The following is a 15,125-nucleotide window of genomic DNA, read 5'->3' as shown; positions in this document are numbered from 1 at the left end:
AGGATCAGAAAGCTTGTTTGAATCGATGTATTTCATCCGCAGATTATGCACGAATGCTAAGAAATCCGGAGTGCAAATATTAACCAAAAAGAAGATCGTTTTTTGATTTATGAAAGAGATCTAATAAATAACCATATTCTAAAAGTGGATATTCTTATCAATCAGCTTCATTTTACATCAAAAAAATTAACAGAATGCTGATGTGAATATGCATTTAATAAAATTATAAATTGTTGTTTATCCTAAGATTAATTTAAATTTATTCCACAGGTTGATCAGTTTTAAAGTGCGCACATTGAGCTAAATTGAAATAGATTCATCTTATAAAATTACCAAACATGAATTTCACTCACTTTGAGTTGAGGTTAAATCATTTTTATTCATCTTAAGTTTCACGTATAAATTACTCCATACAGAAATTTTGATTATTTTTAATTTTAGGGTAGTGAATCTCCATGAGTCATAAATTTGCATGTTCAATCAAACGTATCCGCTTTGATGAAAACTATAAACCAGCTGACAATACACGTTTAACAACGAACTTTGCCAATTTGGCACGTGGTGAACACCGTGAAGAGAATCTGCGCCGCACTTTGGCAATGATTAATAACCGTTTCAATAGTTTAGCTACTTGTGACAACCCAAATGCAGATCGTTATTCACTAGAAATTGACATCATTTCGGCTGAACTCGATGTGGAAGGCAATGGTCAAACTTTCCCATTTATTGAAACTTTAAAGAGTACCATCATCGACCATAAAACCAATGAACGCATTGAAGGCATGATCGGCAACAGTTTTTCATCGTATGTACGTGACTATGACTTCAGTGTGGTATTACCAGCACTCGGCTGTAAGTTCAATGAAAAACCTGAAGATTTTGGTGATTTACATGGCAAGCTATATCAACATTTGATCAATTCAGAGGTATTTAAAGCTGAATTTAAGAAACAACCTGTCATCTGTTTAAGTGTTTCAACGACAAAAACCTATTACCGTACTGCAAATGTGCATCCGATCTTAGGTGTGGAATATACCAATGATGATTATTCACGTACCGATGATTATTTTGCAAAAATGGGCTTAAGCGTTCGTTACTTCAAACCTGAAAATGCGACTGCACCATTGGCATTCTATTCAGCAAATAACTTGCTGAGCGACTATACAGATTTCGAACTGATCAGCGCGATCAGCACCATGGAAAGCTTCCAAAAAATCTACCGTCCTGAAATTTACAATACCAATGCGACAGCAGGTTTAGTGTATCAACCAAGCTTAAGTTTCGGTGATTACTCATTAACCCGTATTGTGTATGACCGTGTTGAACGTGGTCAGTTGGCGGTTAAACAGGGCAAATGGACGGAAGAGAACTTTATCCAGCCATATAAAGACATTCTGAATGAGTGGGCGGCTAATTTTAGTATTGAAAATGCAGCCGCAGCTTAATTTTAAATCACTTGTGATTTAAAGCAGCTGTTTTAAAGAATATGTTTCATGCATCAGTTAATTTGTGATCAATATTTATTTCATAAAGAAATTTCCCTCTCCTTTTAAGGAGAGGGTTAGGGAGAGGATTTATATGAAATGCTCCCTCATCCTCTTGCGGAGCATGCTCCTCATCCCATAGGGAGAAGGGACTTTCAATATGAATTTAATAATCAATTGATAACTTTTTGGTTTTTGCAAAATTTAGAATATAGAGATAGAAGATCGAATATGGCCATTTTACTTCCAACTTCAACTGCTAGCAGCTTACCTAAACCATCTTGGCTGGCTGAACCGGAAAAACTGTGGTCAGCATGGAAACTTGAAGGCGAAGAATTATTAGATGCAAAACGTGATGCGTTGAAATTATCTTTGCATGAACAAATCCATGCAGGCATTGATATTGTCAGTGATGGTGAACAAACCCGTCAGCATTTTGTGACCACGTTTATTGAACATCTTGAAGGTGTAGATTTCGAAAAGCGTGAAACGATGCGTATTCGTAATCGTTACGATGCAAGTGTACCGTCAGTTGTGGGTGAAGTATCTCGTAAGAAAGCAGTTTTTGTGGATGATGCAAAATTCTTACGCAGCCAAACCAATCAGCCGATCAAATGGGCTTTGCCTGGCCCAATGACGATGATTGATACTTTGTATGATGGTCACTACAAAAGCCGTGAAAAATTAGCTTGGGAATTTGCTAAAATCCTGAATCAAGAAGCGCTAGAGCTTGAAGCGGCAGGCGTGGACATTATTCAATTTGATGAGCCTGCGTTTAACGTGTTTTTTGATGAAGTCAATGACTGGGGTATTGCGACCTTAGAGCGTGCGCTTGAAGGTTTAAAATGCGAAACTGCTGTACATATTTGTTATGGTTATGGCATTAAAGCCAATACCGATTGGAAACAGACTTTAGGTAATGAATGGCGCCAATATGAAGAATCATTCCCGAAACTACAGCAATCGAAGCTCGATATCATCTCGTTAGAATGCCAAAACTCTCGTGTACCTATGGATTTGATTGAACTCATCCGCGGCAAAAAAGTCATGGTTGGCGCAATTGATGTTGCAACCAATCGAGTAGAAACAGCAGAAGAAGTAGCTAATACATTACGCAAAGCATTGCAATTTGTAGATGCCGACAAGCTATATCCTTCAACGAACTGCGGTATGGCACCTTTACCTCGCCACGTGGCGCAAGGCAAACTAAATGCGCTAAGTGCAGGCGCTGCCATTATTCGCCAAGAATTGACCGCATAAATTCGAGCTGACTCAATTTCATGTAGGGGTAAGAAGGAAATGAAATTCCCTATTGCCCAAACCTGAGAAAGAGATAAGCCATATAGACCATTGAGATTGAAGAGATGATTGAAGCAACTGATTTTAGAAATGCAATGTCTTTATTGACGACTGCAGTCAACGTGATTACGACTGAGGGTGAAGCAGGCATGCATGGATTTACAGCATCAGCAGTATGCAGTGTGACAGATACACCGCCAACTTTGCTGGTTTGTATGAATCAATCATCTCGTTCTCATGCGCATTTTCTTGAAAATAAAGTTCTTTCTGTCAATGTTTTAGGCGCACAGCATGAGCAAATTTCCAATGCTTTTGCTTCAAGCAAATTCAATTCGGAAGAGCGTTTTAAATTGGGTTCTTGGACTGTATTAGAAACAGGTTCACCGATATTAAAAGATGCTTTGGTCAGTTTTGACTGTCAGATTGAACAGATTCAAGAAGTGGGTACGCACAGTGTGTTTATGTGCCGTGTGGTTGCAATCAAGCAAAGTCAGCAGGAAGAAAGTTTAGTGTATTTCAACCGTGCTTATCATGCTGTGGGTCAAGTGGAGTTGGCTTAAACCAGTCAACTTCTTCAATACATCTCTTTAAAAGTATCTATTTCGTGGAACTCATTACTTTCTTAATTATTGGCGCATTTGCAGGTTTTGCTGCGGGGCTGTTTGGCGTTGGCGGCGGTACTATCATTGTGCCTTTGCTCTATATTGTTTTTAGCCAAATGGGCTATAGTCCCGATGTGATTATGCATTTGGCGCTCGGCACATCTTTGGCTACGATTGTTGTGACATCGATCAGCTCCTTGATGGCGCACAATAAAAATGGTGCTGTGATTTGGCCTGTATTTAAAAATTTAGCTCCGTCTATGGCGATTGGCTGTTTTGCAGGCGCAGGGATTGCAGGCTGGCTGTCAGGTTTACATCTGCAAATGATTGTCGGCGTGTTTTTACTTTGGGTGTCTTATACCATGTTTATGGGAGCAAAAAAGCCAGTCCATCCAAATAAAACACTACCATCTACAGCTAAACAAATTGCAGCAGGTTCGGGTATCGGCGTTGCATCTGCAATCTTCGGGATTGGCGGCGGCAGTATTACGGTGCCGTATTTAACGGCAAATGGCGTGGTGATGCAAAAAGCGGTCGGGACGTCTGCCGCTTGTGGTTTACCCATTGCCATTGCTGGCGCATTAGGTTTTATGTTCTTCGGCATGCAGCAGCATGTTGAAATTCCAAATACCATTGGCTTTATTCATATCTATGCCTTTTTGGGCATTAGTGTGATGAGTTTCTTTACGGCTAAATATGGCGCGAAAACTGCGCATGCGCTTTCACCAGCAGTACTGAAAAAATGTTTTGCTGTGCTGTTATGTATTGTTGGATGCTTTTTTCTAGTGAAAGGCATTTTATAGTAGCAGACTGATCACAGTTGCTTCATTCGAAACGTATGCTCTAGTGTGCAACAGCAAGCTAGAGCATTTTTATCTATAGCAATTTAAGTCTTTAAAATTTCAGAGATATTATTTAAAAACTTCATTTTAAAACTGACATTTCAAAGCTCTGTGCTTTTAGAAAAAACATTAATAATCACAATACCCAATAAAATAAAGGCCAAACCAATCATGGCAGGCAGGTCTAAATTTTGTTTAAACACAATCCAGCCCACACAAGAAATCAGTACAATGCCTGCAGCAGACCACATGGCGTAGGCCAATCCCATTGGAATCGATTTAAAGGTCAAACCTAAAAAGAAGAGTGCAATGGCATAGCCCAATACGGTAAAAATAATCGGTACTAGTTCAGTAAAGCCATTGCTGGCTTTTAAGGCGGACGTGGCAATCACTTCAGCAATGATTGCGATGAGCAAATATATAAACGACATTGATTTCCTATAGACATTCTACGGCATGGTACAAGAGGTGCTGTTTTTCATTTTGCAACCAATCTGTACTTTCTGTCGTGGTATCAGTGCGACGCTGAAATGCATAATGTGGAACATAAATATCCACCTCGAACATCAGCTGTATTGCTTGACCATTAATAATGACGTTTTGCATTAAATGTGTTTCATCAATAACTTTGAAATGATCAAAGTTAAGTGGTTGATCTTGCTGAGATGAAGTCGTTGTATAGTGCTTATGCAGACCATCTACAGCGATGGATACTTCAAAGCTTTCAATCACCGTTTCATACATAGTAGGTGCAGATGATATATCGATGCTGGCAACAGTTTGCTGATCTGTAGGTAAACGACTCAGTGCAAAGGCCACATGCTTATCACAAATAATTAAACCGCCATCCATCTGCAATGGCTGATGGCTTTCTACATCTAAAGCTGACTTCAAGCGCAGGCCTAAAAATAACCCTTCATGCACTTGTTGACGCCAGTCTTCGACATACGCATTGCTTGGAGAGAATTCTAAAATACAGTTGCCAATCGCATGTAGTTTTGCAGGTTCTGGCCATTGCACATGATTTTGATAATTTGAGTGTGCTTTAACGTCCCAAGACAATAATTGTTGTTTAGCATCCCATAGGGTGTTACCAATCCAGCCTTGACGCTCATTCACTGGCGTATTTTCTTGGCTTTTTAAACGTAGATCGATGGTGAAACTACGTGACTGAAACCAATACACAATGGTCTTTTCATCCGTCAAACCATTTGAAAAACTAATGCTTTTACGGCGAAAAGCACCATATAAATAGTCTGGAATAGGACCTGAAACCTCTTGGCTGGCTGGAAGTTGTGCTAAAGCCTGAAATAGATTCATGCGCTTGCTCCTTGTGCTTCTGTATTTTCATCCATACCAAATGATGACAATGGCACAGCATTTCTAAGACTTAGCTCTCCTGAAGCGATACGTTTTTTGAGATAACTAAAGGTTTGCGCGGTTTGATTAAATAAATGTTCGCCACCAATTAGGGGCTGATATTTGGGCGCTTCAGTAGAATGTACAGGCTCAATGATCGTGTCGTAATTGCATGCACAGAACAGAGGGAAAGAGTAGCGCTCTTCAGAGACTTTTTTAACACGGTGCTTGGTGGCCAAATATTTGCCATTCGACAAAATTTCCATCATGTCGCCAATATTCATCACCAAAGTATTTTCAATCAATGGAATATCCATCCATTCACCTTGTTTATTTAATACTTGTAAACCTGGTGCCGTCGGCAAGAGCAGTGTAAAGCACTCATAATCTGTATGCGCGCCAATACCTTCGGCATCTTTCACTTCAGGGTTATAGGGATAATGGATTAGACGCAGTTGGCTGGTCGGATGGGTAATTTTGCAATCAAAAAAATGCTCATCTACATTCAATGCTAAAGCAAAGGCCTGAAAAATCTGCTCGCTAATACTGCGTAAATGGCAGTAATAATCACAGACCGTACTCTTAAATGTGGCGTCATCTGGCCATAACGTAGGGCCCAGCAAGGGAAATGCCGTCGTTTCGCCGTGGTAATCATAATTGATGTCATAGGCTTCTTTTAAGTCATAGCTGTTGCCTACAAACTGTTCTTCACCAATTGGCACATAGCCACTGTGATTTTTCGACAGCCCAATAAAGTGTTGCATTTTACTGGCAGTATCTTGTTGGAAATAGCGCTTTGCCACCTGAATCAGTGATGTCGCAAAATCAAAATTGAACTGATCACCTTTTAAATATAGAAAACCAACATCTTTACAGGCTTGATCCAACGCAGAGGCTACTTCTAAGCGTTCTGACAGTACCGTGCTTTGCATTTTTGAAATATCAACAAGTGGCAAAACATAAGATTCATTCATCTTCAATTCCTATAATGTTGGCCGTCCAACGCTGTAGTACATCATTTAGGCCGTCCTAAAGATGAAGAGGGATTAATCCAGTTATTTTTGCGTACTGACTTGAGTCATACGTGGAATTTTCGGTAGGTTTTCCATCGCTGGGTCGAGCTCGTCTTCCTGCGCATGTACCAAGAAATCCACCCGTTCGCGCAGTTGTTTAAATTCAGGACTCAGCATGAGTTCAGGATTACGAGGACGGGGTAAATCGACCTCGATTATTTCTTTAATTTCACCAGGATTGGCTTTGAGCGCCACAATACGATCCGCCAATAAAATGGCTTCATCCATATCATGTGTGACAAAAATGATGGTGATATCAATGTTTTGCCATAGATCCATTAAATGCTTTTGCATTTTTTGACGGGTATGCGGGTCAAGTGCGCCAAAAGGCTCATCCATCAATAATATTTTTGGTTCATTGACCAATGCGCGGGCAATAGCAACGCGCTGTTTCATTCCGCCAGACAGCTGATGCGGGTACTGATCTTGGTATTTTTCTAGACCAATAATATCAATCCATTCGCGGGCGCTGGATTCGGCCGAAGCATTGCTGGCACCTTTCATTAAAGGGCCAAACATCACATTTTCTTTGACGGTTTTCCATGGAAAAAGCGTGTAGCCTTGAAACACCATGCCACGCTCAGGGCTTGGGCCTTCAATCGCTTGGCCATCGACCAGCAATTCACCGCTACTGTAAGGATCAAGCCCAGCCACAATTCGGCTAAAGGTCGATTTACCGCAACCCGATGGGCCAATCACGCAGATAAATTCACGTTTATGAATCTTTAAATCTAGCTGATTTAAAATAGTGCGCTCAGTCTTGCCGTGTTTAAAACTTTGTGTGAGTTTTTTTGCTTCTAAAATGACAGGGCGTGCATAAATTGCATCGAAATAAGTGCTGGCATTAAACTCTGTGCTGTTCATTATTTTGCTCCTGCTTTCCATTTAAATAGACGTTGACCGAGTTTCATGAGCACCACATCGCATACCAAACCAATCACCCCAATGATGAGGATCGCGGCATAAACATTGTCAAAGTTTTGGTAACGCGCTTGTTGGGTAATAAACCACGTAATCCCAGAGGTTGTGCCAATCAGTTCAGATACGATCAGATAAGTCCAAGCCCAGCCCAGCAATACACGTAAGTCGCGGTAAATGTCGGGAAGCGCCGCTGGAATCACCACATGAAATAAGCTTTTTAATTTATTGGTACCTAGCGTAAAACCTGCTTCAATCAGGCCTCGGTCAACCATCCGTGTGGTATTGGCAATAATCAGAATTTGCTGAAACAGCGTACCAATCACGATAATGGCGATTTTAGGTGCATCATTAATGCCTAAAATCGCAACGGCTAAGGCACCAAAAGCAGGAGCGGGCAAGTAGCGGAAAAACTCAACAAAGGGTTCGGTCAGTTGAGATATTTTTTGAGAAAAACCGCAAAGAATACCCAGCGGAATACCGATGAGAGAGGCAATAAAAAAAGCGCTGAACACAATTTTAATACTGTGCCATAAGCTTTGATGAAACCATGGGGCATCAGGTTGGGCAGGTGGAGTTATAAAAGCCGTAACTAATGCTTTTGCTACTTCGTGCGGTGCAGGTAAATAGATTGGATTGACCAGTTTACCTTGAGGTGGTGCTAAACCAGCATTGACCGCAGATTGCGCTTCGTCATAAAACACCGCTTTGTCGACTCGGCTATCGACCTGAAAATACAACACACTGCCTGACTGCGTAATTTGCACCTGCGGATGCCATAAAAATGGCAAATAACTCACTGCACACCAAATGAGCACAGGAATTAAAAATGATCCTAAGCCGAGCAATAGCTTGCTTTTCGGACTGAGCTCTCTTGCGACATAACCCATACTGACCAAGCCCCAATATTACTTTTTTAATAAAACGTAATACTGTTAAGCAATTAGAATGCCAAAGGCCTGTATGCCGTGTTTTATTGGCCTTATGCAAAGTTAGATAGGCTATAAACAGCAAAAAGCCTGCAAAAGAAGCAGGCAATATTAGTTTTTTTGATCGATACTGATGCCAAAATGTGCTTTTATGGCGCAACCAATTGCAAAAAAAGTTTTTTCATTCCTTCACTCGCGCCAGCTTTAATCAATTGATACTTCTCAGGTACACGCTGATAATCTGCTTTCGGGTCGATATAAAATGCACGGCAGTTGGCAGGGATTTCGTGAATCAATCCAGCCACAGGATAGACAGCCAGACTCGTGCCAATCACAATAAAAATATCTGCCGTTTGTACACTTAAACTGGCATCTTCATAGGCAGGAACTGCTTCGCCAAACCAGACTACATGTGGCCGTAAAGGATATCCTTCAGGGCATTTGTCGGTGTCTAAGTTTAAATCTGCACCTTCAATGGGAAACAATTCCTGCGTATATTGCGCCTGAGGGCCAGAGCTTTTTGCGTAACGAATATTGCCATGCAGATGCAGTACATTGTGACTGCCTGCACGTTCATGTAGATCATCAATATTTTGAGTAATAACTTGAACATCAAAAAAATCATCGAGTTCAGCAATCAATCTATGAGCTGTATTTGGCTCTGCGGCTAAAATATGTTTACGGCGTTCATTATAAAAACGCTGTACTAAAGCTGGATCACGTGCCCAAGCTTCAGGTGTGGCCACATCTTCAATACGATGCTGCTCCCAAAGACCATTACTGTCACGGAAGGTATTGATGCCGCTTTCTGCGCTCATGCCGGCACCTGAAAACACCACAATTTTTTGCATAGATATTTAGCCTTATATTTTAATTGATGCGTCCATTAGGCACGGTTACATGTATTGAACGAATAATGCAGCGAATTTACTGTACTCAAAATATAGCGACTACTTCAACTCAGCTGATGCAATTCTTGTAGCACCCAATCGACAAATTTTTGTATTTGTGGTGAACTGTCTTGGCTCGAGTGGACTAAATAATATTTTCGGCTACCGTGCAATTTTTTATTTGATGCAATCACCAATTCTTTTTTTCTCAGTTCTGCTTCAATCAGCATTTGTGGAATCAGTGCCATACCCATGCCATGACTGGCTGCCACAGAAAGCATAGAAAATAGTTCATGTCGCTGACCATCAAATGGTTTGGGATGCTGAAGCTGATGGGCTTGAAACCATTCTTGCCAAATACTTGGACGGGTGGTTTGCTGTAATAAAGGCAATTGAAGCAATTCATCATCGCTTAAATTAAAACTGTGATCATCTGTCATTTCCGCAAGTGGAAAGTTGTTTTCAATCAATTTGGGTGAACAAACGGGAACCACTTCTTCATCCATTAAATAATGCGCTTGAATGCCAGGCCAATGCTCAATTTGCTGTTGCGTTCCTGCAAAAATAGCTGCGTCAAAGACATTTTCATTAAACAAAAAAGGTTTGGTACTGGTTTCCAAATGCACGGTAATTTCAGGATGTTGCGCATTTAATTTATGTAATTTTGGCAACAGCCAACGTGTGGCAAACGTTGGCACAACGCCCAGCTTTAAAGTACCGCCTAAGCCTTTGTGCGTCATGATATCAGAGGTGCTTTTTTCGATGCCTTGCAAAAAGGGTTTAATACTTTTTGCATATTGTTTGCCTGCTTCAGTGAGATCTACACCGTGACGCGTTCGGCTAAATAGCATTACACCTAGATATTCTTCTAGCTGTTGAATTTGGCGTGACACAGCACTTTGAGTAATAAATAACTCTTGAGAAGCATGCGTATAACTTGCGTGTTTTGCAGCAGATTCAAAGCAAATTAAGCTTTGCAATGATGGAATATTACGCCGCATAGATAAAGTCCTTTTTATCGAGAGGTATCACAAAATGGCATATAAGAATGATTTTCATATACCACTATAGTCTATAAATAAAGCAATCCATCGCTTAAATCAGTGGCTAAAGTGCTTAACACGCTGTGAACAAAGCTCAGGTATGCGAAAGGCGCATATCTACATGCAAATTAATCGTTTGAATGAATCACTTTTCACACATAGCATCGAATAAAACAAAGAAAGCCCGAAAAAGCAGAGGATGCGATGAATCAAATGGTCAATGTAAAAAAACCAAAAGTACAATTTAACTGGCAAGATCCGTTTCTTTTGGAACAGCAATTAACTGAAGAAGAACGCATGATTCGCGATACTGCGCATGCATACTGTCAAGAGCGTTTACAGCCACGTGTACTCGAACAATTCCGCCATGAAAAAACCGATGCATCTATTTTCCGAGAAATGGGCGAACTTGGCTTACTTGGCCCAACGATTCCAGAGCAATACGGCGGCGCAGGTCTAAACTATGTTAGTTATGGTCTCGTTGCACGTGAAATTGAATATGTGGATTCTGGCTACCGCTCAATGGCCAGCGTTCAAAGTTCTTTGGTGATGGTGCCCATTAATGAATTTGGCTCTGAAGAGCAAAAACAGAAATACCTACCAAAACTGGCAACAGGTGAATACATTGGCTGTTTTGGTTTAACTGAACCAGATCATGGCTCTGACCCAGGTAGCATGATTACTCGTGCAAAAAAGGTCGAAGGTGGCTATCGTCTCACGGGTGCAAAAATGTGGATTACCAACAGCCCAATTGCCGACGTGTTTGTTGTTTGGGCGAAAGAAGTATCGCCTGAAGGTAATGTGGGTGACATTCGCGGTTTTATTTTGGAAAAAGGCTGGGACGGTCTATCTGCTCCAGCAATTCACGGTAAAGTTGGCTTACGTGCATCGATTACTGGTGAAATTGTGATGGACAATGTCTTTGTCCCTGAAGAGAATGCTTTTCCAGAAGTACGTGGTTTAAAAGGTCCATTTACCTGTCTAAATAGTGCTCGTTATGGTATCGCTTGGGGCGCAATGGGCGCCGCAGAATTCTGCTGGCATACAGCGCACCAATATACTATGGACCGTAAACAGTTTGGCCGACCATTGGCAGCGAATCAGCTGATTCAAAAGAAACTTGCAGATATGCAAACTGAGATTGCCTTGGGTCTACAAGCTGCGCTTCGATTTGGACGTATGAAAGATGAAGGCATTGCTGCTGTAGAAGGCACATCACTCATTAAACGTAACAACTGTGGCAAGGCTTTAGATATTGCCCGTGTTGCGCGTGACATGATGGGTGGTAACGGCATTTCTGATGAGTTTGGTGTTGCCCGCCATCTGGTCAATCTCGAAGTCGTCAACACGTATGAAGGAACGCATGATGTACATGCACTGATCTTAGGTCGTGCGCAAACAGGCATCGCGGCTTTTAGTAACTAATTGAATTCAATATCAATAGGGCGCTCTGCATAGAGTGCCTTAGAGACTTTTTATGCAAAAATAAACTTAATCAATAAAGGATTCATCGTGAAACACTCTTGTAACTCTGTGCAATAGCCTGAGCAGTGATGAAATAAAAAGAATAAAAAAGGCAAATGTGCAGACATAGGAATGCCGATGACTCATTTGGGAAAATGAGGAACAAGGAAATGAATAACGAAATGCAAAACGGAGCAGGAACGCTCAAATTGCCTTCTAACGTGGGCACGATGCATCGGATTACCAGCAACACTTGGAAAATGGCTTTTATTTTTGCCTTTATTTCCTTGGTGATTGATGGTGTAGACATCATGTTGCTGTCATTCAGTCTCACCAGTTTAAAGGCTGAATTTGGTTTAAGTACATTTCAAGCCGGAATGCTTGGTAGTTCTTCTTTAGCAGGGATGGCGCTGGGTGGTATTTCGGGTGGATGGGCGTGCGATAAATTTGGTCGTGTGAAAACTATTGCTTGGTCGGTAGTATTTTTCTCAATCATGACCTGTATCTTAGGCTTTACACAAAGTTATGAACAATTTTTAATTTTACGTTTTATTGGCGCTTTTGGACTGGGTTCTCTTTACATGGCGTGTAATACGCTCATGGCAGAATATGTGCCAACCAAATACCGCACAACAGTACTTGGGACTTTGCAAACCGGTCAAACTGTGGGGTATATCGTTGCAACGCTGATGGCGGGTGCAATTATTCCAGATCACGGCTGGCGGATGCTATTTTATGTCACCATTATTCCTGCTGCTTTTGCCCTGATCTTTATGCGTTTTGTTCCTGAACCAAAATCTTGGCAGGAAGCAAAAATTGAGCAGCTAAAACGCCGTGAATTAAAACTTGAACCTGTACAGCAACATGCTGCAGTCAATCAAAATGCACCTTCTGAAAGTATTTATAAACGTATTTTTGGGCATACCAATCATCGTAAAATGTTCTTCTTTTGGATGTCGACCGCTGCATTTCTACAATTCGGTTACTACGGTGTCAACAACTGGATGCCGACGTATTTAGAAACCGAACTCAGCATGAACTTTAAAGCCATGACTGGCTATATGGTAGGTGCATATACGGCCATGATTCTGGGTAAAATTTTAGCCGGCTATGCCGCTGACAAGTTCGGACGTCGTATTACCTTTGTGTTTGGTACGGTAGCCACGGCAGCCTTCTTACCAATCATCATTTTCTATAACACACCAGCCAATATCGCCTATTTACTTGTAACTTTCGGTTTCCTATACGGTATTCCATACGGTGTAAATGCAACCTACATGGCAGAAAGTTTCTCTACGGATGTACGCGGAACAGCCATTGGCGGGGCTTACAATATGGGACGTTTGGGCGCAGCCATTGCACCAGCAACCATTGGTATGATTGCCGCTGGCGGATCGTTCACCATGGCCTTTATTGTAATGGGAGCTGCGTACTTTATTGCAGGTGTTATTCCTGGCTTGTTTATTCGCGAACGCCAATATGACCCGCAGCAAGCCTCACTTTCTTCAGATGCGGAAAAAGAAAAACTGGCAAATTTAGATACACATGTTGGTGATGCAGGACAAAAAGCATCTGCAAAAACTGCGACAGTAAAATAAATAAAAAATCTGTGCCATAGCTCAATACTATGGCACATCTGGAGTGAACTATGGGTGCATTAAAAGGAATTCGTGTATTGGACTTAAGCCGTGTTTTGGCAGGTCCTTGGTGCGGTCAAATATTGGCGGATTTAGGTGCAGACGTAATCAAAATTGAGCGTCCAAAAGTGGGTGATGATACACGTATGTGGGGACCACCTTGGATGCCAAATCAGCAAGGTCAAGCGACGAAAGAATCAGGCTATTACCAATGTGCGAACCGCAATAAATATTCTGTAGCCATTGATATTGCTAGTGAAGAAGGGCAAGCGCTAGTCCGTGAAATTGCTAAAACGGCAGATGTCGTGATTGAAAACTACAAAGCAGGCTCACTTGCCAAATATGGTTTGGATTATGCATCGCTCAGTGCGCTAAATCCAAATATCGTATATTGCTCAATTACAGGTTTTGGTCAGGATGGTCCACGTGCGGAAGAACCAGGCTATGACTTTATCATTCAAGGTATGTCCGGTTTGATGAGTATTACTGGTGAATCTGATGATGTAATCGGTGGTGGCGCACAAAAGGTGGGGGTCGCTGTGGTCGATATTCAGACCGGACTGTACTCAACCATTGCCATTCAGGCGGCATTGTTGGCGCGGCAACATACTGGACGCGGTCAATATATTGATATGTCATTACTCGATGTACAGGTGGCGGCGCTAGCCAATCAAGGTATGAACTATTTGACCTCGGGCAAAGCACCCAAGCGCATGGGAAATAATCACCCGAATATTGTACCGTATCAAACCTTTAAAGCTAAAGATAAAGAATTTATTATTGCCTGTGGTAATGACAAACAATTTAAAGATTTGTGTATTGCGATTGGCTATACAGCGCTGTTGGATGAGCCAAACTATTTACGTAATCAAGATCGAGTGAAGCACCGTGAAGAATTAATTCCATTATTGAGTGCTTATTTTCTGACTCAAGATGCTCAAGTTTGGGTTGATGCGATTCATGCGGTAAAAGTGCCAGTGGGTGTAATCAACTCTGTAGAAGACGCATTAAATGAACCGCAAATTCAACATCGTCAAATGGTGGTAAATATTCCACATGCTTTAAATCATGATTTTAAAGTGATTGGATCACCGATGAAATTATCTGATACGCCTGTAGAATACCGTCATGCACCGCCGCAGTTAGGGCAGCACACGACAGAAATTTTGTCCCAATTTAGAACTGAAGCTGAATTAAATGAATTGGCTGCACAAGGCATCATTGATCAACTCAGTCATCCTGCAGCTTAAAATTCCCTAATTTAATTTTGGAATAGACCTAGTGCATAAATCATTTTTTGAACTTTTAAAATTCATGTTTTAAATTCCCTCTCCTTTCAGGAGAGGGTTAGGGAGAGGTTGTTTTATGCTTAATCTTACGGAGCATGCTCCTCATCCCAAACGGAGATGAGGCTTTCATTGTCAATTTAAGTACCGATTAATGATTATTTTTTGCTTTTTGAATAGGGTCTGTTGACATTTGTTGATTAAAAAAATAGCGAGATAGTAAAATTAAATCGCCAAACCCAATTTTACACTCGCTATGCCTCGAACAATGCTAAATGATCAACACTGGTCCAAGTTAC

At 41.3% G+C, this 15,125-nt stretch carries 14 protein-coding genes; 7 read left to right on the top strand and 7 right to left on the bottom strand.

The genetic code is table 11. The features are described from left to right. Nucleotides 1-455 precede the first annotated feature (455 nt). The 4 genes from FTV37_RS15500 (at nucleotide 456) to FTV37_RS15485 (ending at nucleotide 4,188) form a co-directional block, all read left to right on the top strand. Entirely contained in the window at nucleotides 456-1,445 is a 990-nt protein-coding gene (locus FTV37_RS15500) for a putative oxygenase MesX (protein WP_180064233.1), read from the top strand. A 270-nt stretch (nucleotides 1,446-1,715) separates the two neighbouring features. Then, the gene (locus tag FTV37_RS15495) at nucleotides 1,716-2,744 is read left to right on the top strand and encodes a methionine synthase (RefSeq protein ID WP_180064232.1); all 1,029 of its coding nucleotides are present in this window, start codon (nucleotides 1,716-1,718) and stop codon (nucleotides 2,742-2,744) included. Nucleotides 2,745-2,848: 104 nt separating this feature from the next. Continuing rightward, entirely contained in the window at nucleotides 2,849-3,343 is a 495-nt protein-coding gene (locus tag FTV37_RS15490) for a flavin reductase (RefSeq protein ID WP_180023652.1), read from the top strand. A 44-nt stretch (nucleotides 3,344-3,387) separates the two neighbouring features. Further along, on the top strand, nucleotides 3,388-4,188 hold the full coding sequence (locus tag FTV37_RS15485) for a sulfite exporter TauE/SafE family protein (protein ID WP_180064231.1): 801 nt from the start codon (nucleotides 3,388-3,390) through the stop codon (nucleotides 4,186-4,188). A 140-nt stretch (nucleotides 4,189-4,328) separates the two neighbouring features. Here FTV37_RS15485 and FTV37_RS15480 read toward each other — a convergent pair whose 3' ends face one another. The 7 genes from FTV37_RS15480 to FTV37_RS15450 all read right to left on the bottom strand — a co-directional run bounded on the left by FTV37_RS15480 (nucleotide 4,329) and on the right by FTV37_RS15450 (nucleotide 10,397). Next, on the bottom strand, nucleotides 4,329-4,658 hold the full coding sequence (locus FTV37_RS15480; protein WP_168377505.1) for a multidrug efflux SMR transporter: 330 nt from the start codon (nucleotides 4,656-4,658) through the stop codon (nucleotides 4,329-4,331). Nucleotides 4,659-4,665: 7 nt separating this feature from the next. After that, the gene (locus tag FTV37_RS15475) at nucleotides 4,666-5,547 is read right to left on the bottom strand and encodes a hypothetical protein (protein WP_180021811.1); all 882 of its coding nucleotides are present in this window, start codon (nucleotides 5,545-5,547) and stop codon (nucleotides 4,666-4,668) included. Beyond that, nucleotides 5,544-6,560: an isopenicillin N synthase family oxygenase gene (locus FTV37_RS15470; RefSeq protein WP_180021813.1), complete on the bottom strand. Its 1,017-nt coding sequence runs from the start codon at nucleotides 6,558-6,560 to the stop codon at nucleotides 5,544-5,546. Before FTV37_RS15470 ends, FTV37_RS15475 begins: the two co-directional genes overlap by 4 nt. An 81-nt stretch (nucleotides 6,561-6,641) precedes the next feature. Beyond that, the gene (locus tag FTV37_RS15465) at nucleotides 6,642-7,523 is read right to left on the bottom strand and encodes an ABC transporter ATP-binding protein (RefSeq protein WP_180064230.1); all 882 of its coding nucleotides are present in this window, start codon (nucleotides 7,521-7,523) and stop codon (nucleotides 6,642-6,644) included. Next, nucleotides 7,523-8,467, bottom strand: a complete 945-nt coding sequence (locus FTV37_RS15460) for an ABC transporter permease (RefSeq protein ID WP_180064229.1) — start codon at nucleotides 8,465-8,467, stop codon at nucleotides 7,523-7,525. The genes FTV37_RS15465 and FTV37_RS15460 overlap by 1 nt, the downstream gene beginning before the upstream one ends. 188 nt (nucleotides 8,468-8,655) lie before the next feature. Then, nucleotides 8,656-9,357 carry an NAD-dependent deacylase gene (locus tag FTV37_RS15455; protein WP_180064228.1) on the bottom strand — a complete coding sequence of 234 codons (702 nt, stop codon included), beginning with the start codon at nucleotides 9,355-9,357 and terminating at the stop codon, nucleotides 8,656-8,658. A gap of 104 nt (nucleotides 9,358-9,461) precedes the next feature. Further along, the gene (locus tag FTV37_RS15450) at nucleotides 9,462-10,397 is read right to left on the bottom strand and encodes a LysR substrate-binding domain-containing protein (protein WP_180064227.1); all 936 of its coding nucleotides are present in this window, start codon (nucleotides 10,395-10,397) and stop codon (nucleotides 9,462-9,464) included. A gap of 246 nt (nucleotides 10,398-10,643) precedes the next feature. On the opposite strand from FTV37_RS15450, the gene FTV37_RS15445 reads away from it, so the two are divergent. The 3 genes from FTV37_RS15445 to FTV37_RS15435 all read left to right on the top strand — a co-directional run bounded on the left by FTV37_RS15445 (nucleotide 10,644) and on the right by FTV37_RS15435 (nucleotide 14,790). After that, the gene (locus tag FTV37_RS15445; protein ID WP_180064226.1) at nucleotides 10,644-11,864 is read left to right on the top strand and encodes an acyl-CoA dehydrogenase; all 1,221 of its coding nucleotides are present in this window, start codon (nucleotides 10,644-10,646) and stop codon (nucleotides 11,862-11,864) included. 209 nt (nucleotides 11,865-12,073) lie between these two features. Continuing rightward, entirely contained in the window at nucleotides 12,074-13,501 is a 1,428-nt protein-coding gene (locus FTV37_RS15440; RefSeq protein ID WP_180064225.1) for an MFS transporter, read from the top strand. A 50-nt stretch (nucleotides 13,502-13,551) separates the two neighbouring features. Next, nucleotides 13,552-14,790, top strand: a complete 1,239-nt coding sequence (locus tag FTV37_RS15435) for a CaiB/BaiF CoA-transferase family protein (RefSeq protein ID WP_180064224.1) — start codon at nucleotides 13,552-13,554, stop codon at nucleotides 14,788-14,790. Nucleotides 14,791-15,125 lie beyond the last annotated feature (335 nt).

Origin of the sequence: Acinetobacter sp. YH16042 (assembly GCF_013417245.1) — a bacterium.
GTDB lineage: Bacteria > Pseudomonadota > Gammaproteobacteria > Pseudomonadales > Moraxellaceae > Acinetobacter > Acinetobacter amyesii.
The sequence above is the reverse complement of the archived record's forward strand: the minus strand, read 5'-3'. Positions and strand labels throughout refer to the sequence as shown.

Bases quoted from the DNA above. Each gene is read 5' to 3' on its own strand.
- FTV37_RS15475 (WP_180021811.1), bottom strand. From the start codon at position 5,547: ATGAATCTATTTCAGGCTTTAGCACAACTTCCAGCCAGCCAAGAGGTT.
- FTV37_RS15445 (WP_180064226.1), top strand. From the start codon at position 10,644: ATGAATCAAATGGTCAATGTAAAAAAACCAAAAGTACAATTTAACTGG.
- FTV37_RS15495 (WP_180064232.1), top strand. From the start codon at position 1,716: ATGGCCATTTTACTTCCAACTTCAACTGCTAGCAGCTTACCTAAACCA.
- FTV37_RS15490 (WP_180023652.1), top strand. From the start codon at position 2,849: ATGATTGAAGCAACTGATTTTAGAAATGCAATGTCTTTATTGACGACT.
- FTV37_RS15440 (WP_180064225.1), top strand. From the start codon at position 12,074: ATGAATAACGAAATGCAAAACGGAGCAGGAACGCTCAAATTGCCTTCT.
- FTV37_RS15455 (WP_180064228.1), bottom strand. From the start codon at position 9,357: ATGCAAAAAATTGTGGTGTTTTCAGGTGCCGGCATGAGCGCAGAAAGC.
- FTV37_RS15465 (WP_180064230.1), bottom strand. From the start codon at position 7,523: ATGAACAGCACAGAGTTTAATGCCAGCACTTATTTCGATGCAATTTAT.
- FTV37_RS15500 (WP_180064233.1), top strand. From the start codon at position 456: ATGAGTCATAAATTTGCATGTTCAATCAAACGTATCCGCTTTGATGAA.
- FTV37_RS15470 (WP_180021813.1), bottom strand. From the start codon at position 6,560: ATGAATGAATCTTATGTTTTGCCACTTGTTGATATTTCAAAAATGCAA.
- FTV37_RS15480 (WP_168377505.1), bottom strand. From the start codon at position 4,658: ATGTCGTTTATATATTTGCTCATCGCAATCATTGCTGAAGTGATTGCC.
- FTV37_RS15460 (WP_180064229.1), bottom strand. From the start codon at position 8,467: ATGGGTTATGTCGCAAGAGAGCTCAGTCCGAAAAGCAAGCTATTGCTC.
- FTV37_RS15450 (WP_180064227.1), bottom strand. From the start codon at position 10,397: ATGCGGCGTAATATTCCATCATTGCAAAGCTTAATTTGCTTTGAATCT.
- FTV37_RS15435 (WP_180064224.1), top strand. From the start codon at position 13,552: ATGGGTGCATTAAAAGGAATTCGTGTATTGGACTTAAGCCGTGTTTTG.